The 23,628-nt window shown below is 72.7% G+C and carries 21 protein-coding genes; 7 read left to right on the top strand and 14 right to left on the bottom strand.

The window, feature by feature from the left end:
- Positions 1-128 precede the first annotated feature (128 nt).
- The 13 genes from metK to pyrR form a co-directional block, all read right to left on the bottom strand.
- Complete coding sequence (gene metK, locus ACFVNO_RS29190; RefSeq protein WP_220559944.1) at positions 129-1,322, bottom strand: methionine adenosyltransferase; 1,194 nt, start codon at positions 1,320-1,322, stop codon at positions 129-131.
- Positions 1,323-1,549: 227 nt separating this feature from the next.
- A complete protein-coding gene (coaBC, locus tag ACFVNO_RS29195) occupies positions 1,550-2,770 on the bottom strand; it encodes a bifunctional phosphopantothenoylcysteine decarboxylase/phosphopantothenate--cysteine ligase CoaBC (protein ID WP_378897375.1) in 1,221 nt (406 codons plus the stop codon).
- Positions 2,771-2,796: 26 nt separating this feature from the next.
- Positions 2,797-3,063: a DNA-directed RNA polymerase subunit omega gene (rpoZ, locus tag ACFVNO_RS29200; protein ID WP_073384132.1), complete on the bottom strand. Its 267-nt coding sequence runs from the start codon at positions 3,061-3,063 to the stop codon at positions 2,797-2,799.
- 89 nt (positions 3,064-3,152) lie between these two features.
- Positions 3,153-3,722 (bottom strand): guanylate kinase, encoded by a 570-nt coding sequence (gene gmk, locus ACFVNO_RS29205; RefSeq protein WP_220559942.1) that lies wholly within the window; start codon positions 3,720-3,722, stop codon positions 3,153-3,155.
- Between the two features lie 308 nt (positions 3,723-4,030).
- Positions 4,031-4,354 (bottom strand): integration host factor, actinobacterial type, encoded by a 324-nt coding sequence (gene mihF / locus ACFVNO_RS29210; protein ID WP_073384130.1) that lies wholly within the window; start codon positions 4,352-4,354, stop codon positions 4,031-4,033.
- 310 nt (positions 4,355-4,664) lie between these two features.
- On the bottom strand, positions 4,665-5,372 hold the full coding sequence (gene pyrF / locus ACFVNO_RS29215) for an orotidine-5'-phosphate decarboxylase (protein ID WP_355269828.1): 708 nt from the start codon (positions 5,370-5,372) through the stop codon (positions 4,665-4,667).
- A 304-nt stretch (positions 5,373-5,676) separates the two neighbouring features.
- Complete coding sequence (locus ACFVNO_RS29220) at positions 5,677-6,618, bottom strand: dihydroorotate dehydrogenase (protein WP_378897379.1); 942 nt, start codon at positions 6,616-6,618, stop codon at positions 5,677-5,679.
- A 48-nt stretch (positions 6,619-6,666) separates the two neighbouring features.
- Positions 6,667-7,566, bottom strand: a complete 900-nt coding sequence (locus ACFVNO_RS29225) for a dihydroorotate dehydrogenase electron transfer subunit (protein ID WP_220559939.1) — start codon at positions 7,564-7,566, stop codon at positions 6,667-6,669.
- Between the two features lie 143 nt (positions 7,567-7,709).
- Positions 7,710-11,009, bottom strand: a complete 3,300-nt coding sequence (carB, locus tag ACFVNO_RS29230) for a carbamoyl-phosphate synthase large subunit (protein WP_378897383.1) — start codon at positions 11,007-11,009, stop codon at positions 7,710-7,712.
- Positions 11,010-11,022: 13 nt separating this feature from the next.
- On the bottom strand, positions 11,023-12,171 hold the full coding sequence (gene carA, locus ACFVNO_RS29235; RefSeq protein ID WP_355269834.1) for a glutamine-hydrolyzing carbamoyl-phosphate synthase small subunit: 1,149 nt from the start codon (positions 12,169-12,171) through the stop codon (positions 11,023-11,025).
- A 53-nt stretch (positions 12,172-12,224) separates the two neighbouring features.
- Positions 12,225-13,526, bottom strand: coding sequence for a dihydroorotase (locus ACFVNO_RS29240; RefSeq protein WP_355269836.1), 1,302 nt, complete (start codon positions 13,524-13,526; stop codon positions 12,225-12,227).
- A 98-nt stretch (positions 13,527-13,624) separates the two neighbouring features.
- Entirely contained in the window at positions 13,625-14,533 is a 909-nt protein-coding gene (locus ACFVNO_RS29245) for an aspartate carbamoyltransferase catalytic subunit (RefSeq protein ID WP_220559935.1), read from the bottom strand.
- Positions 14,533-15,231 carry a bifunctional pyr operon transcriptional regulator/uracil phosphoribosyltransferase PyrR gene (gene pyrR / locus ACFVNO_RS29250; RefSeq protein WP_378897388.1) on the bottom strand — a complete coding sequence of 233 codons (699 nt, stop codon included), beginning with the start codon at positions 15,229-15,231 and terminating at the stop codon, positions 14,533-14,535. The genes ACFVNO_RS29245 and pyrR overlap by 1 nt, the downstream gene beginning before the upstream one ends.
- Positions 15,232-15,720: 489 nt before the next feature.
- Here pyrR and ACFVNO_RS29255 point away from each other — a divergent pair, with 489 nt between their 5' ends.
- Positions 15,721-16,215 carry a transcriptional regulator gene (locus ACFVNO_RS29255; protein WP_220559933.1) on the top strand — a complete coding sequence of 165 codons (495 nt, stop codon included), beginning with the start codon at positions 15,721-15,723 and terminating at the stop codon, positions 16,213-16,215.
- A 321-nt stretch (positions 16,216-16,536) separates the two neighbouring features.
- On the top strand, positions 16,537-17,151 hold the full coding sequence (locus ACFVNO_RS29260) for a GNAT family N-acetyltransferase (RefSeq protein WP_355269841.1): 615 nt from the start codon (positions 16,537-16,539) through the stop codon (positions 17,149-17,151).
- Here ACFVNO_RS29260 and metF read toward each other — a convergent pair.
- A complete protein-coding gene (gene metF / locus ACFVNO_RS29265; RefSeq protein ID WP_220559931.1) occupies positions 17,084-18,016 on the bottom strand; it encodes a methylenetetrahydrofolate reductase [NAD(P)H] in 933 nt (310 codons plus the stop codon). The genes ACFVNO_RS29260 and metF overlap by 68 nt on opposite strands.
- Positions 18,017-18,151: 135 nt before the next feature.
- On the opposite strand from metF, the gene ACFVNO_RS29270 reads away from it, so the two are divergent.
- The 5 genes from ACFVNO_RS29270 to ACFVNO_RS29290 all read left to right on the top strand — a co-directional run bounded on the left by ACFVNO_RS29270 (position 18,152) and on the right by ACFVNO_RS29290 (position 23,561).
- On the top strand, positions 18,152-18,952 hold the full coding sequence (locus ACFVNO_RS29270; protein ID WP_355269843.1) for a DUF817 domain-containing protein: 801 nt from the start codon (positions 18,152-18,154) through the stop codon (positions 18,950-18,952).
- A 10-nt stretch (positions 18,953-18,962) separates the two neighbouring features.
- Entirely contained in the window at positions 18,963-20,045 is a 1,083-nt protein-coding gene (locus tag ACFVNO_RS29275) for a polyprenyl synthetase family protein (protein ID WP_355269845.1), read from the top strand.
- A 125-nt stretch (positions 20,046-20,170) separates the two neighbouring features.
- Positions 20,171-21,454, top strand: coding sequence for a DUF418 domain-containing protein (locus tag ACFVNO_RS29280; protein ID WP_355269847.1), 1,284 nt, complete (start codon positions 20,171-20,173; stop codon positions 21,452-21,454).
- 68 nt (positions 21,455-21,522) lie between these two features.
- Entirely contained in the window at positions 21,523-22,416 is an 894-nt protein-coding gene (locus ACFVNO_RS29285; protein ID WP_355269849.1) for an NAD(P)H-binding protein, read from the top strand.
- 149 nt (positions 22,417-22,565) lie between these two features.
- Positions 22,566-23,561 (top strand): zinc-binding dehydrogenase, encoded by a 996-nt coding sequence (locus tag ACFVNO_RS29290; RefSeq protein ID WP_355269851.1) that lies wholly within the window; start codon positions 22,566-22,568, stop codon positions 23,559-23,561.
- Positions 23,562-23,628 lie beyond the last annotated feature (67 nt).

Consider the following 23,628-nt stretch of genomic DNA (forward strand, 5'->3'; position numbering starts at 1 on the left):
AACAATTTCCGTCGGGGGGGCTGTTTTTTTTTTAAACCTACCTGTTTTTTTTTTGGGGGGGCCCCCCTGTTGTGGGGGGCGGCCCCCCCCCCGGGCCCCCCCCCCCCTCACGGTCGGTGCGTCGGCGCTCAGGCTCCCACGAAGGAGCGCAGGGCCGCGGCGCGGTCGGTGCTCTCCCAAGTGAACTCCGGCAGCTCACGGCCGAAGTGGCCGTAGGCGGCGGTCTTGGAGTAGATCGGGCGCAGCAGGTCGAGGTCGCGCACGATCGCGGCCGGACGCAGGTCGAAGACCTCCTTGACGGCCTTCTCGATCAGGTCCGGGGCGACCTTCTCGGTGCCGAAGGTCTCGATGAACACGCCGACCGGGTGCGCCTTGCCGATGGCGTAGGCGACCTGGACCTCGGCCCGCTCGGCCAGCTCGGCCGCGACGATGTTCTTGGCGACCCAGCGCATCGCGTAGGCGGCCGAGCGGTCGACCTTCGACGGGTCCTTGCCGGAGAAGGCGCCGCCGCCGTGGCGGGCGTAGCCGCCGTAGGTGTCGACGATGATCTTGCGGCCGGTCAGGCCCGCGTCGCCCATCGGGCCGCCGATCTCGAAGCGGCCGGTCGGGTTGACCAGCAGGCGGTAGTCGTCGGACGCCAGGCCGAACTCCTCCACCACCGGCTGGATGACGTGCTCGCGGATGTCCGGGGTGAGCAGCTCCTCCAGGCTGATGTCCGCGGAGTGCTGGCTGGAGACCACGACCGTGTCCAGGCGGACCGGGGTCTGGCCGTCGTACTCGACGGTGACCTGGGTCTTGCCGTCCGGGCGCAGGTAGGGCACGGTGCCGTTGCGGCGGACCTCGGACAGGCGCTCGGCCAGCGAGTGGGCCAGCTTGATCGGCAGCGGCATCAGCTCCGGGGTCTCCCGGTTGGCGTAGCCGAACATCAGGCCCTGGTCGCCCGCGCCCTGGCGGTTGAGGGCGTCGTCCTCGTGCTCGACACGCGCCTCGTAGGCGGTGTCGACACCCTGGGCGATGTCGGGGGACTGGGCGTCGATGGAGACGTTGACCCCGCAGGAGTCACCGTCGAACCCCTTGGCGGACGAGTCGTACCCGATCCGGAGGATCGTCTCGCGCACGATGGCGGGGATGTCGACGTAGGTCTGAGTGGTGACCTCACCCGCGATGTGGACCTGACCCGTGGTGATCAACGTCTCGACTGCGACACGGCTGGCCGGGTCGTGGGTGAGCATCGCGTCGAGGATCGCGTCACTGATCTGGTCGGCCATCTTGTCGGGATGGCCCTCGGTGACCGACTCGGAGGTGAAAAGGCGGCGGGACACGGTTGCGTGACTCCTTGCAGCGGCTGCTGGCTGACATGTGGCGGTGGGCACGTCCCGGCCCGACTGCCTGCCGGGACGGTCAATACCGACCGTTGCGGTTGGTTATCGGTCCACTGTAACGGGGCCGGTGGGGAGGGGCACACCCCCGCCGATCTCGCCGATCGCGGACGCCCGAACGAAGTGTGGCGTACCAGGTGGTGGGAAATCCAGTCCCCCGTGCCGGTGCGTCACCTCGGAAGGCGTTCCCCGACCAGGTCCCACACCCGGTCGGCGAGGTCCTCCTTGGGCCCTCGGGGGATCTCCACGGCACTGCCGTCGGCCCCCAGGACCACGGCCTGGTTGTCCTCCGTGCCGAAGGCGCGACCGCCGCCGACCTGGTTGACCACGAGCAGGTCGCAGCCCTTCCTGGCCAGTTTGGCACGGCCGTTGGCGATGACGTCGTCGGTCTCGGCGGCGAACCCCACGATGACCTGTCCGGTGCCCTCCCGGTCGCGGGAGACCACCAGGCCCGCCAGCACGTCGGGGTTCTCGACCAGCTCGATGGGGGCCGGCGCGGCACCGGACTTCTTGATCTTGGAGGCGACGCTGGCCGCGGGCCGGAAGTCGGCGACCGCGGCGCTCATCACGATGACGTCGGCGCCGGCCCGCTCGGCCTCCACGGCCTCGGCCAGCTCCACCGCCGAGGTCACCGGGACCACGCGCACCCCGGCCGGGTCGGGCAGGGCGACGTTGGCGGCGACCAGGGTGACGTCGGCGCCCCGGGCGGCGGCGGTGCGCGCCAGGGCGTAGCCCTGCTTGCCCGAGGAGTGGTTGCCGATGAACCGGACCGGGTCGATGGCCTCGCGCGTGCCGCCCGCCGAGATCACGACGCGGACCCCGGCCAGGTCGGGCGCGGCGGCCCCCCGGCGCAGCACCCGCCGGGCGGTCTCGAAGAGCTCCGCCGGCTCGGGCAGCCGCCCGCGGCCGGTGTCGGCCCCGGTGAGGCGGCCCACGGCCGGGTCCAGGACGACGGCGCCGCGCGAGCGCAGGGTGGCCACGTTGGCCTGCGTGGCCGGGTGCTCCCACATCTCGGTGTGCATCGCGGGTGCGAACACCACCGGGCACCGGGCGGTGAGCAGGGTGTTGGTCAGCAGGTCGTCGGCGAGGCCGGCGGCCGCCTTGGCCAGGATGTTGGCGGTGGCCGGGGCGACGAGGACGAGGTCCGCGGACTGCCCGATGCGGACGTGCGGGACCTCGTGCACGGCGTCCCAGACACCGGTGGCCACGGGGTTGCCCGAGAGGGCGGCCCAGGTGGGCTCACCGACGAAGCGCAGGGCCTCGTCCGTGGGCACGACCCGGACCTCGTGGCCCGACTCGGTCAGTCGGCGGAGCAGCTCGCACACCTTGTAGGCGGCGATGCCGCCGCCGACGCCGAGGACGACCTGGGGTTTGCTTCCTGTGTCACTCACAGACAGGAGTTCTACCAGGCCGTGTCTCAGGTGCCCTCGTAGGGCTCCGCGGTGAGGAGCCCGGACTTGATCTCGCGCAGGGCGATGGACAGGGACTTCTCCTGGACCTGGGTCTCCACGAGGGGACCCACGTACTCCAGCAGCCCCTCGCCCAGCTGGGCGTAGTACGCGTTGATCTGGCGGGCCCGCTTGGAGGCCATGGTGACCAGGCTGTACTTGCTGTCCACCAGATCGAGCAGATCGTCGATCGGCGGGTTGGTGATGCCTTCGGCGACGGGCTCGGTTCCAGCCACTTTCGATTACCCCCAGGGAACGGTCGGATGCGAGGCGCGGTGCGCCGCGGTGTACAGGGTACGCGGGACCGGGGGTCCCGGCGCCGTTATCACACCTCGGAAGCGGTGATCAACGCTAGCAGTTCGCCGCACACGTCCTGGACGGACGTGTTGACGAGTGTGGTGTCGAACTCCTTCTCGGCGGCGAGTTCGACCTTGGCGGCCTCCAGCCGGCGCTGGACGACCTCCTCGGACTCGGTGCCGCGCCCGGTGAGGCGGCGCACCAGCTCCTCCCAGGAGGGCGGGGCCAGGAAGACGTGCAGGGCCTCGGGCATGGTCTCGCGGATCTGGCGGGCGCCCTGGAGCTCGATCTCCAGCAGCACCGGCAGTCCGGCGGCCAGGCGCTCCTCGACGGGGCGGCGCGGGGTCCCGTAGCGGTTGCCCGCGAACCTCGCCCACTCCAGGAGCTCGCCGTCGGCGATGAGGCGGTCGAACTCGGCGTCGTCGACGAAGTGGTACTGCACCCCGTCGACCTCGCCCGGCCGGGGCGCGCGCGTGGTGGCCGACACGGAGAGCCAGACGTCGGGGTGGGCCCGGCGCAGCTCGGCCACGACCGTGCTCTTGCCCACACCCGAGGGTCCGGACAGGACGATCAGCCGTTGTTCTCCTGGGTTGGGCATGGCTCTCGCGGGCTTCCCTTCGGGCCTTGGGCGGCCGCCCGCGGCGCGCTCTGGGGCGCTCGGCGACGGGGCCGCTCCGGGCCCGGGATCGCCCACCGCGCGGGCGGCGGGTGCGTGCGGGGTTCATCCTCGCGTTCGGGCGCGGGAAGCTTCATTTATACCACCGGGCCGTGACCGCGGTGCGCCCCCCGAGAGGGGTCGACCGTGGTCACGGCCCGGTGCGGGTCCACCTGGGGGTGGTCGCCGCGTGCGGTCCGGCCCGCCGCGTCTGTGGGGGACGCGGCGGCCCGGGGTCCGCGGACGCGGTGTTACTTGGTGAGGTCGCCGAACTCGGCCTCGAGGGCCGCGCGCTGGTTGGTGCCCAGGCCGCGGACGCGGCGGGACTCGGCGATGTTGAGCCGCTCCATGATCTGCTTGGCGCGGACCTTGCCCACGCCGGGGAGGGACTCGAGCAGGGCCGAGACCTTCATCTTGCCGATGACGTCGTCCTTGAGCCCGTCGGCGAGCACCTTGGACAGCGAGATGCCGCCGTTCTTCAGCTTGTTCTTGACCTCAGCGCGCTCTTTTCTGGCCTTGGCGGCCTTCTCGAGAGCCGCGCTGCGCTGCTCGGGTGTGAGGGGAGGAAGGGCCACGCCGGGTCACCTCGGATTTCTACTCGTTTGTAGAGGGCGGACGCCTGCGCAAGTTAGTAGGTCTGACCCCTGTTAGGCAACGTAAAGTGCCCTTTCAGCGGCTATTTCATCGAACTAACTACCCAGAGTAGCAGCTCAATTGCTCTAAGAGATGAAAATCGGGACTTTGGTCCCGATTGGCCGGGTCATAAAGCATGCCACCTGCGCAGGTCACAGAGGGGTGAGCCGGGTCACTCTCAGCTGCGGATTCCGCATTTGGGACATACCGAATCAGTGACCCTCTGTGACCGAATCCGGCCTCCTCCGGGCGTCAGACGCGGCCCCCGGCACGGCGTACGGCCTCCGCGATGGAGGCCGCCGCCGCGCCGGGGTCCGGCGCCCGGGTGATGGGGCGGCCGATGACCAGAAGGTCCGCCCCCGCCGCGATGGCCTCCTCCGGGGTCGCCACCCGCGACTGGTCACCCCTGTCCGCCCCCGCCGGGCGCACGCCCGGCGTGATGAGGGTGATGTCCGGGCCCACTTCGGCGCGCACGAGGGCCACCTCCTGGGGCGAGCAGACCAGGGCACGGGCCCCGGCGCCCACCGCCAGCACCGCCAGCCGGCGCACCGCGTCGCGAGCCGGCCCGAGCAGCCCCACCTGCTCCAGGTCCTTCTCGTCCATCGAGGTGAGCACCGTCACGGCGGCGATCTCGGTGTCCGGGGCGGCCTCCACCGCGGCCCGGACCATGTCCGCCCCTCCCCCGGCGTGCACGGTCAGGATGGCGGGCTTGAGCCCGGCGACGCTGCGCGCCGCCCCCGCCACCGTCGCCGGGATGTCGTGGAGCTTGAGGTCGAGGAAGACACCGACCCCGCCGGCGCCGCGCACCGCGCTGACGACCTCGGGGCCGTAGCGCAGGTAGAGCTCCAGCCCCACCTTGACCGTGCTGACGTGGGGGGCGACCGCCGAAGCCCAGGTCGCAGCGGTCTCGATCTCCTTGGCGTCGATCGCGACTGCGATGGGCGCGGAAGGCGCGGTCATCGATTACTCCCTTTCGTGTGCCATCGGCCCCGTGGCCGATGCGTCGCATTCGCCGCGTTCTTACGAACGTGATTGCGAATGCACGTTCACCGTCCTGTGCACACCGACATGGTGTGCGGTTCCCAGAACCGAGCGCTTCATGCGCCCGATGAGGGTCACTTCGCCGTAACGACCGCCCAAGCGGCCGTAGGCGGCCTTTGCCCGGGTTCCGGCCCGTCCGCACCGGGACGCAGGCGTTCGGTCGCACAGCGCCACCTCAGCGCCGTTCAGGCCGGTCAGGGCATGCGCGGGCCGGGCGGGCCCCTCACACCCCGGTTCCGGGGCGGTGGGCGGCGCCCACCAGATCCGCGGCCCGGGGGACGCCCCTGGACTCCAGCGCCTCGGTGAACTCGCGCAGCACCCGCACGCACGCCGAGGGGTCGGAGAAGTTGACCGTGCCCACCGCGACCGCGCTGGCGCCGGCCGCCATGAACTCCACGACGTCCGCGCCGGTGCGCACCCCGCCCATCCCGATGATCGGCACCTCCGGCAGCGCCTCGTGGACCCGGTACACGCAGCCCACCGCCAGCGGCCTGATGGCCGGGCCCGACAGCCCGCCGATGCCCCCGGCCACCGCGGGGCGCAGCGTCCGCGGGTCCACGGCCATGCCACGCACGGTGTTGATCATCGACAGGCCGTCCGCGCGGGCCTCGACGCAGGCGGTCGCCAGGGCCACCACGTCGGGCACGTCCGCGGCGAGCTTGGCCAGCACCGGCAGGTCCGACCGGGCGTGCGACCGCACGGTGCTCACCACGGCGGCCGCGCGCGCGGCGTCGTCGGCGAACCGCCGCCCGTCCGGGTCGGCCGGGTCCGGGCACGACAGGTTGACCTCGATCGCGTCCACCCCGGGCTCCGCGGAGATCCGCCGGGCGAGCTCGCCGAACTCGGCGGTGCCCGAGCCGGCGACGGAGATGATGGCCCGCCCGCCCCGGGACAGCAGCCACGGCAGGTCCCGCTGGAGGAACACGTCCACACCGGGCCCCTGCATCCCCGTGGTGCTGAGCATGCCGCTGGGCGTCTCGGCCATGCGCGGCGCCGGGCGCCCGGCGTGCGGTTCCAGCATCACGGACTTGGTGGTGACGGCGCCGATCTCGGCGATGTCGAAGAACTGGGCCAGCTCCCGGCCCGAACCGGCGCACCCGGCGGCGGTCACCACCGGGTTGGGCAGCTCCAGGGCGCCCAACCGGACTCTCAGGTCTGTGTTCACCGTGTCTTTCCCGGTCGGTGGTGTGGGGTCGGCGGCGCGTCCGGACGGTCAGGCGATGTCGCGGGCCGACTCCGCGGGCCGCGAGGCCCCGGCGCCCTTCCAGCCGGGCGCGCCCAGCGCGTCGAAGGGGATGGTGCCCACGTCGTCGAAGCGCACCTGCTCGCCGCGGAACACCGGGCCGTCCACGCAGGAGCGGACCATGCGGGTGATGCCGTCCTCCCCCACCACCGGGATCACGCAGGTCATGCAGATCCCGGTGCCGCAGGCCATGGTCTCCTCGACCGACACCTGCACGGGGATGCCGTGGGTGCCGGCGACGGCGGTGACCGCGCGCAGCATCGGCATGGGGCCGCAGGCGTAGACCACGTCGGAGCGGCACTCCTCGATGACCCGGCCCAGGACGTCGGTGACCCGGCCGCGGGTCCCGAAGGAGCCGTCGTCGGTGGTGAAGACGGCGGTCTCGGCGATCCGGCGGGCCGTGATGGCGCTGAACACCCGGTCGGCGGAGGCCCCGCCCAGCACGAAGTCCACCCGGCAGCCCCGGCGGCGCAGCGACTGCGCCAGCGGGAACAGCGGGGCGCTGCCCGAGCCGCCGCCGACCAGGACGCAGTTGACCGGGTCGCGGGGCAGCGGGAAGGGCCGCCCCAGCGGACCGACGACGTCCAGCAGGTCGCGGGAGCGCCGCTCGGCCAGCCAGGCCGTGCCGGTGCCGCGCACCGCGAACAGGAACTCGACGGTGCCGCCGTAGTCGGGTTTGACGTCGTGGATGGCGAAGGGGCGCCGCAGCAGCGTGCTGGAGTGGTCGCCGCCCACCGCCACCGACACGAACTGGCCCGAGCGGAACCGCTCGGCGATCCCGGGGGCGACGACGGTGATGGCGTAGTAGGCGTCCACCCTGCGCACGTTCAGCACGGGGCACCTGACCTGCACCGGTCCGTAGTCGCTCATCGTCTGGGTGTGGCCTCTCTCGCGCCTGGTGCCTGGGGGCGCCGCGGTGTGCCCACCGCGGCGCCCGTGCCGTCCGGTTCCCTACAGCCTAGGGCCGTACCGGTGCGGCGGCCCCCGGTGCTCCGGGGCGGGGCGAAGGGCCGCTACCGGCGTGCGGTGAGCGCCCGGGCGTGCTCCTGGAGGGAGCGCACCCCGACGTCGCCGCGCACCCGGGCCTCGATCGCCTGGACCGCCGCGGCCAGCCCCTGCACCGTGGTGACGCTGGGAACGGCGCGCACCACGGCCGCGGTGCGGATCTCGTACCCGTCCAGGCGCGGTCCGGCCTGGCCCGCCCCGCCGAACGGGGTGTTGACGATGAGGTCGACCCCCCCGTCGTGGATGAGCTGGACGATGGTCTTCTCGCCCTCGGGCCCGGGGCCCTCGCTGTGCTTGCGCACCACGGTGGCGTGGACGCCGTTGCGGCGCAGGACCACGGCGGTGCCCTCGGTGGCGAGGATCTCGAAGCCCAGGTCGGCCAGGCGCTTGACCGGGAAGATCATCGAGCGCTTGTCGCGGTTGGCCACCGACACGAACACCCGGCCGCTGACGGGCAGGTCCCCGGTGACGGCCAGCTGCGACTTGGCGTAGGCCGCGCCGAACTCCACGTCCAGGCCCATGACCTCGCCGGTGGAGCGCATCTCCGGGCCCAGGATCGTGTCGACGCCCTCGCCCTGCTTGTCGATGAACCGGTTGAAGGGCAGCACCGCCTCCTTGACCGACACCGGGGCGTCCACGGGCAGGTCGCCGCCGTCACCGGTGGCGGGCAGCATGCCCTCGGCGCGCAGCTCGGCGATGGTGGCGCCGGCCATGACGCGGGCGGCGGCCTTGGCCAGCGGCACGGCGGTGGCCTTGGAGACGAACGGCACGGTGCGCGAGGCGCGCGGGTTGGCCTCCAGGACGTTGAGCACGCCGGAGGCGAGCGCGTACTGGACGTTGATCAGGCCGCGCACCCCGGTGCCGCGGGCGATGGCCTCGGTGGAGTAGCGGATCCGCTCGATGTCCTCCTTGCCCAGGGTGATGGAGGGCAGGGAGCAGGCGGAGTCGCCGGAGTGGATGCCGGCCTCCTCGATGTGCTCCATGACGCCGCCGAGGTACAGGTCGGTGCCGTCGTAGAGGGCGTCGACGTCGATCTCGATGGCGTCGTCGAGGAAGCGGTCGACCAGCACCGGGTGCTCGGGGCTGACCTGCGCGTTGCGCTCGATGTAGTCGGCGAGCATCGTCTCGTTGTAGACGATCTCCATGCCGCGGCCGCCCAGCACGTAGGAGGGGCGGACCATGACCGGGTAGCCGATCTCGTCGGCGACGGCCTTGGCCTCGGCGAAGGAGTAGGCGGTGCCGTACTTGGGCGCGGGCAAGCCCGCCTCGCTCAGGACCTTGCCGAACTCGCCGCGGTCCTCGGCCAGGTCGATGGCCTCGGGGCTGGTGCCGATGATGGGCACCCCGGCGTCCTTGAGGCGGCGGGCCAGGCCCAGCGGGGTCTGGCCGCCCAGCTGCACGATGACGCCGACGACGGGCCCGGCGAGCTGCTCGGCCCGGACGACCTCCAGCACGTCCTCCAGGGTGAGCGGCTCGAAGTAGAGCCGGTCGCTGGTGTCGTAGTCGGTGGAGACGGTCTCGGGGTTGCAGTTGACCATCACGGTCTCGTACCCGGCGTCGGACAGCGCGAAGGAGGCGTGGACGCAGGAGTAGTCGAACTCCACGCCCTGGCCGATGCGGTTGGGGCCCGAGCCCAGGATGATGATCTTGGGCTTGTCGCCGACGGGGACCTCGGTCTCCTCGTCGTAGCTGGAGTACAGGTACGGCGTGGTGGCCTCGAACTCGGCGGCGCAGGTGTCCACGGTCAGGTAGACGGGGTGGATGCCCAGGGCGTTGCGCAGCTCGCGGACCACGTCCTCGCTCTTGCCGGTGATCTCGCCGATCTGGACGTCGGAGAAGCCGATCTCCTTGGCGGCGCGCAGGATGTCGGCGTCGAGCTTGGGCGCGGCGGCCAGGGCGCGGGCGGTCTCCTCCAGGCGCAGCATCTGGTCCAGGAACCAGGGGTCGATGCGCGTGGACTCGTACAGCTCCTCGACGGTGGCCCCGGCGCGGAAGGCCTGCTGGACCTGGCGCAGCCGGAACTCGGTCGGGGTGGCGGCGGCGCGGACCAGTTCGTCCTTGTCACCGGGCGTGCCCGCCCAGGTGAAGCCGACGCCGGGCTTCTCCAGGGAGCGCATGGCCTTCTGGAGGGCCTCGGGGAAGGAGCGGCCGATGGCCATGGCCTCGCCCACCGACTTCATGGTGGTGGTGAGCCCGGGGTCCGCGCCGGGGAACTTCTCGAACGCGAACCGGGGGGCCTTGACGACCACGTAGTCGAGCGTGGGCTCGAAGCTGGCCGGGGTCTTCCTGGTGATGTCGTTGGGGATCTCGTCGAGGGTGTAGCCGACGGCGAGCTTGGCGGCGATCTTGGCGATCGGGAAGCCGGTGGCCTTGGAGGCCAGCGCCGAGGAGCGCGAGACCCGGGGGTTCATCTCGATGACGATGACCCGGCCGGTGGTGGGGTGCACGGCGAACTGGATGTTGCAGCCGCCGGTGTCCACGCCGACCTCGCGGATGACCGCGATGCCGATGTCGCGGAGCTTCTGGTACTCGCGGTCGGTGAGGGTCATGGCGGGGGCGACGGTGATGGAGTCGCCGGTGTGCACGCCCATGGGGTCGAGGTTCTCGATGGAGCAGACGACCACGACGTTGTCGTTGGTGTCGCGCATCAGCTCCAGCTCGTACTCCTTCCAGCCGAGGATGGACTCCTCCAGGAGGACCTCGGTGGTCGGGGAGAGCGCCAGGCCCTGGCCCGCGATGCGGCGCAGCTCGGCCTCGTCGTGGGCGAAGCCCGAGCCGGCGCCGCCCATGGTGAAGGACGGGCGCACGACGACCGGGTAGCCCAGTTCGTCCGCGGCGGCCAGGCACTCGTCGAGGGTGTGGCAGATGCTGGAGCGGGCGGACTCGCCGCCGATGCGCTCGACGATGCGCTTGAAGCTCTCGCGGTCCTCGCCGGACTGGATGGCGGCGATGTTGGCGCCGATGAGCTCGACGCCGTACTTGTCGAGGATCCCGGCCTCGTGCAGGGCGACGGCGGCGTTGAGCGCGGTCTGCCCGCCCAGGGTGGGCAGCAGGGCGTCGGGGCGCTCCTTGGCGATGATCTTCTCGATCATCTCGGTGGTGATCGGCTCGACGTAGGTGGCGTCGGCGATCTCCGGGTCGGTCATGATCGTGGCCGGGTTGGAGTTGACCAGGATGACCCGCAGGCCCTCGGCCCGCAGGATCCGGCAGGCCTGGGTGCCCGAGTAGTCGAACTCGGCCGCCTGCCCGATGACGATGGGACCGGATCCGATCACGAGGACGGAGGAGAGGTCACTACGGCGCGGCATGCTCTTGTCTTCCTTACTTCTCGGCAGCCGCGGTGGGCTGGGCGGCGGACATCAGGTCGACGAACTCGTCGAAGAGTCCGGCGGCGTCGTGGGGGCCTGCGGCGGCCTCCGGGTGGAACTGGACGCTGAACACGGGGCGGTCCAGCAGCCGCAGGCCCTCGACGACCTGGTCGTTGAGGCCGATGTGGCTGACCTGCGCGCGCCCGTAGGGGGTCTCGAAGGTGCCCTCGAGCGGCGCGTCCACGGCGAACCCGTGGTTCTGGCTGGTGATGGAGACCTTGCCGGTGGCGGTGTCGATGACCGGCTGGTTCACCCCGCGGTGGCCGAAGGGCAGCTTGTAGGTGCCCAGGCCCAGGGCGCGGCCGAGGATCTGGTTGCCGAAGCAGATCCCGAACAGGGGCCTGCCCGCGTCGAGGACCCCGCGCATGGCGGCGACGGGGCCGTCCGCGGTGGCGGGGTCGCCGGGGCCGTTGCTGAAGAACACGCCGTCCGGGTCCAGGGCGAGGAGGTCCTCGGCGGTGGCGGTGGCGGGCAGCACGGTGACCTTGCAGCCGCGCTCGGCGAGGCGCTGCGGGGTCATGGCCTTGATGCCCAGGTCGACGGCGGCGACGTGGAAGCGGGTCTCGACGCCCTCGGGCGGCAGGACCTCGTAGGGCGCGTCGGTGCTGACCTCGCCGGCCAGGTCGGCCCCGGCCATGCGGGGCTGCTCCAGGACGCGGGCCAGCAGGGCCTGGGGGTCGGTCTCGACGCTGCTGACGGCGGCGCGCATGGCGCCCTTGTCGCGCAGGTGGCGGGTGAGGGCGCGGGTGCCGGTCATGGCGATGCCGACGACGCCCTGGCGGCGCAGCTCCTCGTCCAGGGTGCGCTGGGCGCGCCAGTTGGAGGGGATGCGGGCGGGTTCGCGGACGACGTACCCGGCGACCCAGATGCGGCCGGACTCGGGGTCGTCGTCGTTGACGCCGGTGTTGCCGATGTGCGGCGCGGTCATCGCGACGATCTGGCGGTGGTAGGAGGGGTCGGTGAGGGTCTCCTGGTAGCCGGTCATCCCGGTGTTGAAGACGATCTCCCCGAAGGTCTCCCCGGTCGCGCCGAAGGATCGGCCGTGGAAGACCCTGCCGTCCTCCAGGACCAGGATCGCCGGTCCGCCGGTTGCCTCTGACACGTTTCCCCCCTCTGCCGCGCCGGGTACGGCCCGGGCGCTGCTCACTGCGTTGTTCACTGGATCTCCCCCGCGAGGACCGTGGGGACGCCGCGCAGGAACGTGGCGCGCACCCGGCCGGGCAGGGTCATGCCCCGGAAGGGCGTGTTGCTGCTCTTGGTGACCATGGCCGCGCCGTCCGCCTCGTAGGGCGCGGCGGGGTCGTAGAGGACCACGTTGGCGGGCTCGCCGGGCGCCAGGTCGCGGCCGTGGTCGGCGACCCGGCCGATGCGGGCGGGTGCCGCGGACATGCGGTCGGCGACGTCGGCCCAGGTCAGCAGGCCGGTGTCGACCATCGTCCGCTGCACGACCGCCAGCGCGGTCTCGAGGCCGACCATACCCATGGCGGCCGTGGACCACTCGGTCTCCTTGGCCTCCCTGGGGTGGGGGGCGTGGTCGGTGGCGACGATGTCGATCGTCCCGTCGGCCAGGCCCTCGCGCAGCGCCTGCACGTCCTCGGCGGTGCGCAGCGGCGGGTTGACCTTGTAGACCGGGTCGTAGTTCTCCACCAGCTCGTCGGTGAGCAGCAGGTGGTGCGGGGTGACCTCGGCGGTGACGTCGCAGCCGCGGGCCTTGGCCCAGCGGATGATGTCGACCGAGCCCTTGGTGGAGACGTGGCACACGTGCAGGCGCGAGCCGACGTGCTGGGCGAGCAGGCAGTCCCGGGCGATGATCGCCTCCTCCGCGACGGCCGGCCAGCCGGGCAGGCCGAGGCGGTCGGAAACGCGGCCCTCGTTCATCTGGGCGCCCTCGGTCAGGCGGGGCTCCTGGGCGTGCTGGGCGACGACACCGTCGAACGCCTTGACGTACTCCAGGGCCCGGCGCATGAGCAGGGCGTCGGAGACGCAGATGCCGTCGTCGGAGAAGACCCGGACGGCGGCGGCGGACTTGGCCATGGCGCCGATCTCGGAGAGGCGCTCCCCGGCCAGGCCGACGGTGACGGCGCCGACGGGGCGCACGTCGCAGTAGCCGGCCTCGCGGCCCAGCCGCCAGACCTGCTCGACGACGCCGGCCGTGTCGGCGACGGGGTCGGTGTTGGCCATGGCGTGCACGGCGGTGTAGCCGCCCATGGCGGCGGAGCGGGAGCCGGTCTCGACGGTCTCGGCGTCCTCGCGCCCGGGCTCGCGCAGGTGGGTGTGCAGGTCCACCAGGCCGGGCAGGGCGATCAGCCCGGTGCCGTCCACGACCTCGGCGCCCTCGGGGGCGGTCAGGTCGGTTCCGGTCTCGGCGATCCGGCCGTCGGCGAGCAGGATGTCGACGGGGTCGCCGCCGAGCGGGCGGGCACCGCGGATCAGGTGCGGTCCGTGGGTGTCGGGCATCGCGGTTTCGTTCCTCAGTGGTCGTTCGTGGAGAAGTGCGCGGGCGCGGGCGGCGGTGGTCCGCCGGAGGCCGCGCCGGAGCGGGCGCGCCGGGTGGTTCAGGAGCCGCCGAGCAGCAGGTAGAGCACGGCCATGCGCAGGCTCACGCCGTTGGCGACCTGCTCGACCACGGTGCAGCGCGGGGAGTCGGCGACCTCGGCGGAGATCTCCATGCCGCGGACCATCGGGCCGGGGTGCATGACGATGGAGTCCTCGGGCATGCGGGCCAGGCGGGCGCCGTCCATGCCGTAGCCGCGGCTGTACTCGCGCACGGAGGGGAAGAAGGAGGCCTGCATTCGCTCGGCCTGCACCCGCAGCATCATGACGACGTCGGACTTGGGCAGGACGTCGTCGAGGTCGTAGGAGACCTCGCAGGGCCAGGTGTGCACCGAGACCGGCAGCAGCGTGGGCGGGGCGACCAGCGTGACGTGGGCGCCCAGGGTGGTGAGCAGCAGGACGTTGGAGCGGGCCACCCGGCTGTGCAGGATGTCGCCGACGACGGCGACGCGAAGCCCCTCCAGGCGGCCCAGGCGGGCGCGCATGGTGTAGGCGTCGAGCAGGGCCTGGGTGGGGTGCTCGTGGGTGCCGTCGCCCGCGTTGAGGACCGACCCGTCCACCCAGTTCGCCAGGCGGTGGGCGGCCCCGGAGGCGCTGTGGCGGATGACGACGCCGTCGGCGCCCATGGCCTGGAGGGTGAGGGCGGTGTCCTTGAGGCTCTCGCCCTTGGAGACGCTGGAGCCCTTGGCGGAGAAGTTGACGACGTCGGCGGACAGGCGCTTGGCCGCGATCTCGAAGGAGGTGCGGGTGCGGGTGGAGTCCTCGTAGAAGAGGTTGACCACGGTGCGGCCGCGCAGGGTGGGGAGCTTCTTGACGGAGCGGTCGCCGACCTGGGCCAGCTCGGCGGCGGTGTCCAGGATGAGGACGGCCTCGTCGCGGGTGAGGTCCCCGGTGGAGAGCAGGTGGCGCATCAGGAGTCCTTCCCCTCGGTGCCGGTGGTGCCGGTGGTTCTCTTGGGATCGGCAGAGGGGTCGGCCGCAGGCCGTCGTTTGAGGGCGGTGGAGGGCGACGGGCGGGCTGGCCCGAGGAGGACCGCGTCGTGGCCGTCGGTCTCGGCGAGCCGGACGGTGACGCTCTCGCGCAGCGAGGTGGGCAGGTTCTTGCCCACGTAGTCGGCGCGGATCGGCAGCTCGCGGTGGCCGCGGTCGACGAGGACGGCGAGCTGGACGGCGCGGGGGCGGCCCAGGTCGTTGAGCGCGTCCAGGGCGGCGCGGACGGTGCGGCCGGAGAAGAGGACGTCGTCGACGAGGACGACCACGCGGTCGTCCAGGCCGCCGGCGGGGATCTCGGTGCGGCCCAGCGCCCGGGGCGGGGCGTTGCGCAGATCATCGCGGTACATGGTGATGTCGAGGGAGCCGTGGGGGACGGCCAGGTTCTCGACGCGTTCGATGCGCTCGGCCAGGCGGGCGGCCAGGGGCACGCCGCGCGAGGGGATTCCGAGGAGGGTGACGCCGTGCCCGCCCTTGGTGCGCTCCAGCACCTCGTGGGCGATGCGGGTCAGTGCGCGGTTGATCTCGTTACCGTCGAGGACGGCCCGGGTGCCCTCGGGCACCTCCGGTGGCGCCGCACCGCCACCTGCGTCACTTGCCGTGGGTTTTTGCGCACGCAAAGTAGTGACCCCCTTCCCTGCCTCGCTGAACAGGTCGTTAAAGGATGTCGATCGGGCCAACGCTACCAGCGGAGCCCGCGGTGACCGGGGGCGGGCCCGGAGACAACGCGAGCCAATGTGACTCTCGTCACATGGACAAACGGGATGACGAGCCCGGCGAGCGATGCGACGACTACGCTACGTACACACCTCACATGGCCGACAAATGCGAAACCCCCTGAAAGAACGGGCTTTTCGCATCGCCGTGATGCACCACTCATCACGATCGGTCCTGACATGAGAGGAGTCTCACTTACGCACGGTTTGGCCACCGATTAGTCGCGTTTCACACCAACAGCTTGACCTGGGGGGCAGACCCCCCTACCGTCACTGTCTGTAACCATTACCGGGTGGGGTTGCACCCCGTGACCTCCGGCGGTACCGCCGCCGGGCCCCGCGGGCGCCTCCCCCACCACGCCAGCCACTGTCACGGCCGGGAGCGACAAGAAGATGCCATCCGAATACGCCAAGTCCCTCGGCGCGCGACTGCGTGCCATCCGCACCCAGCAGGGCCTGTCCCTTCACGGGGTGGAGGAGAAGTCCCACGGACGCTGGAAGGCCGTCGTGGTGGGCTCCTACGAGCGCGGCGACCGCGCCGTCACCGTGCAGAAGCTGGCCGAGCTGGCCGACTTCTACGGGGTGCCGATGTCGGAGCTGCTGCCCGGCGGCGCCGCCCCCGCCCCCCTGGGCCCGACGCCCAAGCTGGTCATCGACCTGGAGCGCATGCAGCAGCTGCCGCAGGAGAAGGCCGGCCCGCTGTCCCGCTACGTGGCCACCATCCAGAGCCAGCGCGGCGACTACAACGGCCGCGTGCTGTCCATCCGCCACGAGGACCTGCGCTCGCTCGCCGTCATCTACGACAAGTCGCCCGGCGACCTGACCGAGGAGCTCATCAACTGGGGCATCCTCGACCCGGAGGCCCGTCGCGCCGTCGACTCCTTCTGACCGCTCCGACACGGATCGCACCGGCCCGTCGCAGGACCGGCCCGCCCCCGGCACCGGGGGCGGGCCGGTCCTCGTCGTTCCCGGGGTTCCGCCCCGGAAACGGCGAACGGCGCGGCCGGACACGGGGCTTCCCCTCCCCGATCCGGCCGCGCCGCCGCCACCGGGTCTCCCCGGCGGCCTTGATCGAACTCTCGTTCGACACGACTGTAGTCAACCCCAACCCCGGCGGCCCGTCAAGGACCCCGGGCGGCCGCGCCCGGTGCCGGTACCGGCCGCGCCGAACACCGGCGCCGGGAGCCCTCCGGAGACTAGGGTGAAGCCGTGGTAGCCGATGTCGAGCTGCGCGAGCTGGCCCCCGCCGCCTTCGCGCACGCCGTTCCCGCCCTCCTCCAGGTGTACGAGGCGGCCATGGATCCCCCGCCCGAGCAGCTGCCGGGACGGGCCTCCGTCATGAACGCCCACGCCCGTTACCCGGGGTTCCGTTCGATCGTCGCGCTGCTGGACGGCCGCCCGGTCGGCTTCGCCTACGCCTTCCACGGCGTGCGCGGCCAGTGGTGGCACGACACCGTCGCCGCCGGGATGCGCGCCGCGGACGGCCGGGCCGGGGTGCGCCGCTGGCTGTCCGACCCCTTCGAGATCGCCGAGGTGCACGTCCGCCCCGAGGCGCAGAACCGGGGCATCGGCCGGGCCGTCCTGCACGCCCTGTGCGAAGGACGGCCCGAACGCACCGCGGTGCTGTCCACCCGGACCGGGCCCACGGCGGCGCGCCACCTGTACCGCTCCTGCGGGTTCGTGGAGGTGCTGGAGGACTTCTCCTTCCCCGGCAGCCCCGACCGCCCCTTCTCGATCATGGCGGCGCCGCTGCCGCTCACCGGCTCAGGCGCCCCGACACCTCCCGGTAGATCTCCCTGGTGGCGGTGGACTGGTTCGAGGTGATGAAGTGGATGCCGGGCGCGCCCTCGTCCAGCAGCCGCTCGCACATCTTCTTGGCGTACTCGATCCCGAACGCCCGCACCGCCGCGGCGTCGTCGCCGTAGGAGGCGAACTTCTCGGCCAGGTCGGCCGGGAAGGGCGCGCCCGAGAGCTTCTCCGAGCGCGGGATGAACGAGGTGCGCACCACCGGGAAGACCTCGGGGATGATCGGGATGTCGCAGCCGCGGGCCGCCACCCGGTCGCGCAGGCGCAGGTAGTCCTCCGGGTCGAAGAACATCTGCGTGATGGCGTAGTCGGCGCCCGCCTCGCACTTGCGCACGAAGTGGTCGGTGTCGGTCTCCACGTCGGCCGAGCGGGGGTGCTTGTACGGGAACGCCGCCACGCCCACGCAGAAGTCGCCGCTCTCCTTGATGAGCCGGACCAGCTCCTCGGAGTAGGTCAGGCCCTCGGGATGGCTGTTCCAGGGGCCGGAGGGGTCGCCGGGCGGGTCGCCGCGCACCGCGAGCATGTTGGACACGCCGGCGTCGGCCAGGCGGCCGATGAGGTGGCGCAGCTCGGCGACGGAGTGGTCGACCAGGGTCATGTGGGCGACCGGGAGCAGCGTGGTGTCGGCGGAGATGCGCTCGGTGGTCTCCACGGTCATCCCGCGGGTGCTGCCGCCCGCGCCGTAGGTGACCGAGACGAAGTCGGGCCCCAGGGCCTCCAGCTGGCGGATGGCCAGCCAGAGCTTCTCCTGGGCCTCCGGCGTCCGGGGCGGGAAGAACTCGAAGGAGAACAGCGGCTCGCCCGTGTGGAGCAGATCACGGAGGTGCCGCGCTCGGGGGGCGGGGGTTCGGGGCGCCACGGGGCGCGTCGGTGCTGCCAGCATGCCTACCACCTTACGCAAGCGTCCTCCCGGGAGCAGAGGACGCGTCCCGCGGGCCGGGGCTCGGACGGGGCCCGGACGGACGCCGCCCGCGGGGACGGGGCGAACCGGACGGGGCCCGCGCGGCATCCACCCCGTGTGACCTTCTCCTCCCTCCCCCTCCCCCTGGTCCAGCTCGTCCGCTTCGGTGTGCTCCAGGCCCGCGCCTGCGCGTTCGCGGTGTGCATGTTCGCGGGGTTCGCGCTGTCGGCGGTCGTACCTCTGCCCGTCCCCCGCTACGACGCGCTGCTGGTCTACGCGGTGGGACTGACCGCGCTGTTCTGGGCACTGCGGCTGGAGAGCGGACGGGAGATCGCCGCGATCGCGGGCTTCCACGTGGTGGGGCTGGCGTTCGAGCTGTTCAAGGTGCACATGGGGTCGTGGTCCTACCCCGAGCAGGCGTGGACCGTGGTGTGGGGGGTGCCGCTGTACAGCGGCTTCATGTACGCGGCGGTGGGCTCCTACATCGTGCGCGCCTGGCGGCTGCTGGACCTGGGGCTGGAGAACTACCGGCCCTGGGCCGTGACGGCGGTGGCCGTGGCGGTCTACGCGAACTTCCTGACGCACCACTGGCTGCCGGACCTGCGGGTCCCGCTGGCGGTGCTGCTGGTCGCCGCGACCTGGGGGACCCGGGTGCACTTCACCGTGGGGCCGCAGCGGCTGCGCATGCCGCTGGCGCTGTCGTTCCTGCTGATCGGCGTGTTCCTGTGGGTGGCGGAGAACATCGCGACGCTGTTCGACGCCTGGCGCTACCCCCACCAGGCACAGGTGTGGGCGCTGGTCCACCCCGCCAAACTGGGCGCCTGGGCGCTGCTGGTGACGGTGTCGTTCGTCCTGGTGGCCCTGTGGAAGGGGGCGGATGTGCGGGACCGGGGCGGGGACGCCGGGGTGAGCCGCTAATGTGCTGTTCATGGCCGCTTCCACTTCCCCATCCGTCTCTCCCGCCTCCGTGATCCGCGCCGACGCGGACCGGGAGCTCGCCGCGTTCTGCGCCGACCACCGCGCCGCCCTGCTGGAGATCGGGGAGGAGCTGGGCCCGGCCATGGACGCGCTGGAGGCCATGCTCGCCGGGGGCAAGCGCCTGCGGCCCACCTTCTGCTACTGGGGCTGGCGCGGTGCCGGGGGTGCGGCCGGGGACGCGCGGATCGTGCGGGCCGCGGCGGCGCTGGAGTTCCTCCAGGCGTGCGCGCTCGTCCACGACGACGTCATCGACAACAGCGACACCCGGCGCGGCCTGCCCGCCACCCACAAGCGGCTGGCGAAACTGCACGCCGACCACGGCTGGAGCGGCGACAGCGAGGGCTTCGGGCGGGGGGCCGCCATCCTGATCGGCGACCTGTGCCTGGCCTGGTCCGACGAGATGTACCAGGCCAGCGGGTTCGGCCAGGACACCCTGGCGCTGGGCCGGCGCCCCTTCGACGCGATGCGCACCGAGGTGATGGCCGGGCAGTACCTGGACACGCTGGAGCAGGTGCGCGGCACCGGCACCCGCGAGGCGGCGCTGCGGGTCATGCGCTACAAGTCCGCCAAGTACACCATCGAGCGCCCCCTGCACCTGGGCGCCGCGCTGGCCGGCCGGCTGCCGGAGCTGGAGGCCGTGTACACCGCCTACGGCCTGCCGCTGGGGGTGGCCTTCCAGCTGCGCGACGACGTGCTGGGCGTGTTCGGCGACCCCACGACCACCGGCAAGCCGGCCGGGGACGACCTGCGCGAGGGCAAGCGGACCCTGGTGGTCGCCGAGACCCTGGCCCGCGCCGGGGAGGCCGACGGCGCGCGGTTCTCCGCCCTGCTGGGTGCGCCGGGGCTGTCGGTGGAGTCCGTGGAATGGATGTGCGGGCTGATCGAGTCGTCCGGGGCGCTGGCCGCGTGCGAGGAGCTCGTCGAGCGCTACGCCGGGGAGGCGCTGGCCGCGCTGGAGAGCCCGGAGCTGGACGCCTCCGCGCGGGAGCCGCTGCGCGCGCTGGTGGCGGCGGCCACCCGGCGCACGCACTGACCGCGGGTCCGGATCTCCCCCTAAGGGGGATTTCAGGGCCGTTCGCACATCGAAAGTACATTGTGCCCGACTGTCCCCTCCGGTTGAATCAATAGGAGATATATCGCGACCGGAGGGGCGTCCCCATGTCTCGGCACACCGCCGCGAGAGGTCCGGTCGGAGCGGGCGAGCGAGCGCTCGCCCCCGACCTGGCCCGCGGCTTCATGCTCCTGTTCATCGCCTTGGCCAACACCGTCTGGTACCTGTGGGCGGTCCCCATGGGCGGCCTGAACGCGCACCCCGAGCCCCAGGGCGCGCTCGACGCGGTCACACAGTTCTTCACCATCGTGGTGGTGGACGGCCGCAGCTACCCGATGTTCGCCTTCCTGTTCGGCTACGGCATGGTGCAGCTGGCGATGCGCCAGGAGGCCGCCGGGGCCTCCCCCTCCGACGTGAACGCCCTGCTGCGGCGGCGCAACCTGTGGCTCCTGGTGTTCGGCTTCTTCCACGCGCTGCTGCTGTGGTTCGGCGACGTGCTGGGCGCCTACGGCCTGGCCGGACTGGTCCTGGCCTGGCTGTTCCTGCGCCGCAAGGACGCCACCCTGCTGGCGTGGGCCGGCGTGTTCATCGGCCTGCTCGGCCTGCTGACCGCGTTCAGCGTCGTGGGCATCGTCTTCGCCCCCGAGGGCGGGGCCGCCGCGTCCGGCGGGATGGACGGGATGGCCGACAGCGCCGGGGAGGCCTCGATCCTCGCCGCCGCCCTGGGCCGCCTCACCGTGTGGCCGCTGGTCAGCGTCGCGCAGGGCCTGCTGGGCCTGGTGGTGCCGACCATGATCCTGCTGGCGTTCTGGGCGGCGCGCCGCCGGGTCCTGGAGGAGCCGGAGCGCCACCTGGCCCTGCTGCGGTGGACCGCCGCGCTGGGCATCCCGATCGCCTGGCTGGGCGCTCTGCCCGACGCGCTCGCGCAGGTGGGCCTGTGGGAGGTGAACGCGGCGCAGGGCTCCATGCTCGCGGTGCCGCACATGTTCTCCGGGCTGTTCGGCGGCCTGGGCTACGTCGCGCTCATCACCCTGATCGCGCACTCCCTCCGGCGCCGCGGACGCGACCACGGCGTCGTGCTGACCGCGATCACGGCCACCGGCAAGCGGTCCCTGTCCTCCTACCTGGCCCAGTCGGTGCTGTGCGCACCGGTGCTGGCCGCCTGGGGCCTGGGCCTGGGCGCGTACCTGACCTCGTGGACGATGTTCCTGTACGCCGTCGGGGTGTGGCTGGCCACGGTGGTGGCCGCCTACCTGATGGAGCGGGCGGGCAGGCGGGGCCCGGCCGAGGTGCTGCTGCGCAGGCTCTCCTACCGGCGCGCCGCCGGGAAGGCCGCGCAGGCCCGGGGACAGCGGCCCGGGGCCGAGGACCAAGAGCACGCCACTCCCTGATCCGGGCGCGCAAAAACGGGCGCGCCGGTGAGTGCCCGGCGCGCCCTCGTCGTTCAGGATGGGGTGTCATGGGCGACGATCACATGACAAACCACACCATAGGGGTGACCGGGGCGACCGGGGCGGTGGGCGGGCGGGTGGCCGCCCGCATCGCGCGGCTGGGGCGGGCGCAGCGGCTCATCGTACGCGACATCAACCGCGCACCCGAGTACCCCGGCAGCAGCGCGGCGATGGCGGCCTATGAGGACACCGGCGGGTTCGAGCGGGCCTGCCGGGGGGTGGACACGCTGTTCCTGGTCTCGGCGACGGAGTCGCAGGACCGGATCGACGTGCACCTGAGCGCGGTGGACGCGGCGGTCGCGGCGGGGGTCTCGCGCATCGTCTACCTGTCGTTCCTGCGGGCCGGGCCCGCCTCGACGTTCACGTTCGCGCGGACGCACTTCTTCACCGAGGCGCACATCCGGTCGACGGGGGTGGCGTACACCTTCCTGAGACCCTCCCTGTACCTGGACCTGCTGCCGCACTGGGTGGACGACGACGGCGTGGTGCGCGGCCCGGCCGGGGACGGGCGGGTGGCCTGGGTGGCCCGCGACGACATCGCGGACGCCGCCGCGGCGGTGCTGACCGACCCGGCGGTCGCGGCGGCCTCCGAGAACGCGGCCTACGACCTGACCGGCCCGGAGGCCCTGTCGCTGGGGGCCACGGTGGAGCGGTTGAGCACGCTGACCGGCCGGACCATCCGGTACGTGCCCGAGACCCGGGAGGAGGCGCTGCTGTCCCGCAAGGCCACCGGCGCGCCCGACTGGGAGCTGGAGGGGTGGGTGTCCTCCTACGAGGCGATCGCCGCCGGGGAACTGGACACGGTGTCGTCGGCGGTGCCGGAGCTGACCGGGCACCCGGCCCGGTCGATCGAGGGCTTCCTGCGCCGCCATCCGAGCGCCCTGTCGCACGTGTCCGTCTGAGCCGCTGCGGCCCCTCCCCCGGGGCCCCGCCGATGTATTCCCGTGCCCGCGCTCCCGCTGCGCGGGCCTTGACCTCAATATTTGTTGAGGTTGGAGGGTGGACGGTGTCGCGCACGGAGCGCGGCGGACGGACACCGGAGGGAAGTCCCATGCGTGCGGTACGAGTCGAGCGGTTCGGCGGGCCCGAGGTACTGGTGGCCCGGGAGGTCCCCGACCCCGAGGTCGGGCCCGGCTCCGCGGAGATCGCGGTCGGGGCCGCCAACGTGATGTACCTGGAGGTCCTGGTCCGCTCGGGCTGGGGACGCGACTACTTCCCCGTCGTCCCCCCGTACACCCCCGGGACCGGGGTCGCCGGGACGGTGACCCGGGTCGGGCCGGACGTGGACCCCGCCTGGGTCGGGGTCCGCGTGGTGGCCGACACCGGGGATGAGAACGGGGAGGGCGGCAGGCTCCCCGTCGGCGGGTACGCCGAACGGGCGGTGGTCCCCGCCGACGGCCTGGTCCGGGTCCCCGAGGGGGTCGACCCGCGCGACGCGCTGGCCCTGCTGCACGACGGCCCCACCGCGCTGGCGCTGGCCCGGACCGCCGGGTACCGGGCCGGGCAGACGGTGCTGGTGACCGCGGCGGCCGGAGGCGCCGGCAGCCTCTCGGTGCAGCTGGCCCGCCGGGCCGGGGCGCGGGTGATCGCCGCCGCCCGGGGCGGGGCCAAGCTCGACCTGGCGCGCCGGCTGGGCGCGCACGAGGCGGTCGACTACTCCCTGCCCGGCTGGACCGACCGGGTGCTGGAGCTGAGCGGGGGCGGGGTGGACGCGGCCCTGGACGGGGCCGGGTCGTCCCTGGGCGAGGCCGCCTTCACCACGGTGGCCGAGGGCGGGACGTACATCAACTACGGGTCGGCCGGGGGCCGGTTCGCGGAGATCGAGCCCGCCCGGGCCCGCGAGCACAAGGTCCGGGTCTTCGGACTGTTCGACATCAAGTCCGAGGTCGAGGGCGGCACGGACGACCTGACCCGGGCCCTGGAACTGGCCCGGGCCGGGGAGCTGGTCCCGCACATCGGCCTGACCCTGCCCCTGGAGAGGGCCGACGAGGCCCACCGGGCCCTGGAGGAGCGCCGGGTCCTGGGCAAGGTCCTGCTGACCCCCTGACCCCCCGGGCCCTTCGTCCCCGTCCCCTCCGGGCACGGCGGCGGCCCCGGTCCCGCGGGACCGGGGC

Origin of the sequence: Nocardiopsis sp. NPDC057823 (assembly GCF_042797335.1) — a bacterium.
Taxonomy (GTDB): Bacteria; Actinomycetota; Actinomycetes; order Streptosporangiales; family Streptosporangiaceae; genus Nocardiopsis; species Nocardiopsis changdeensis.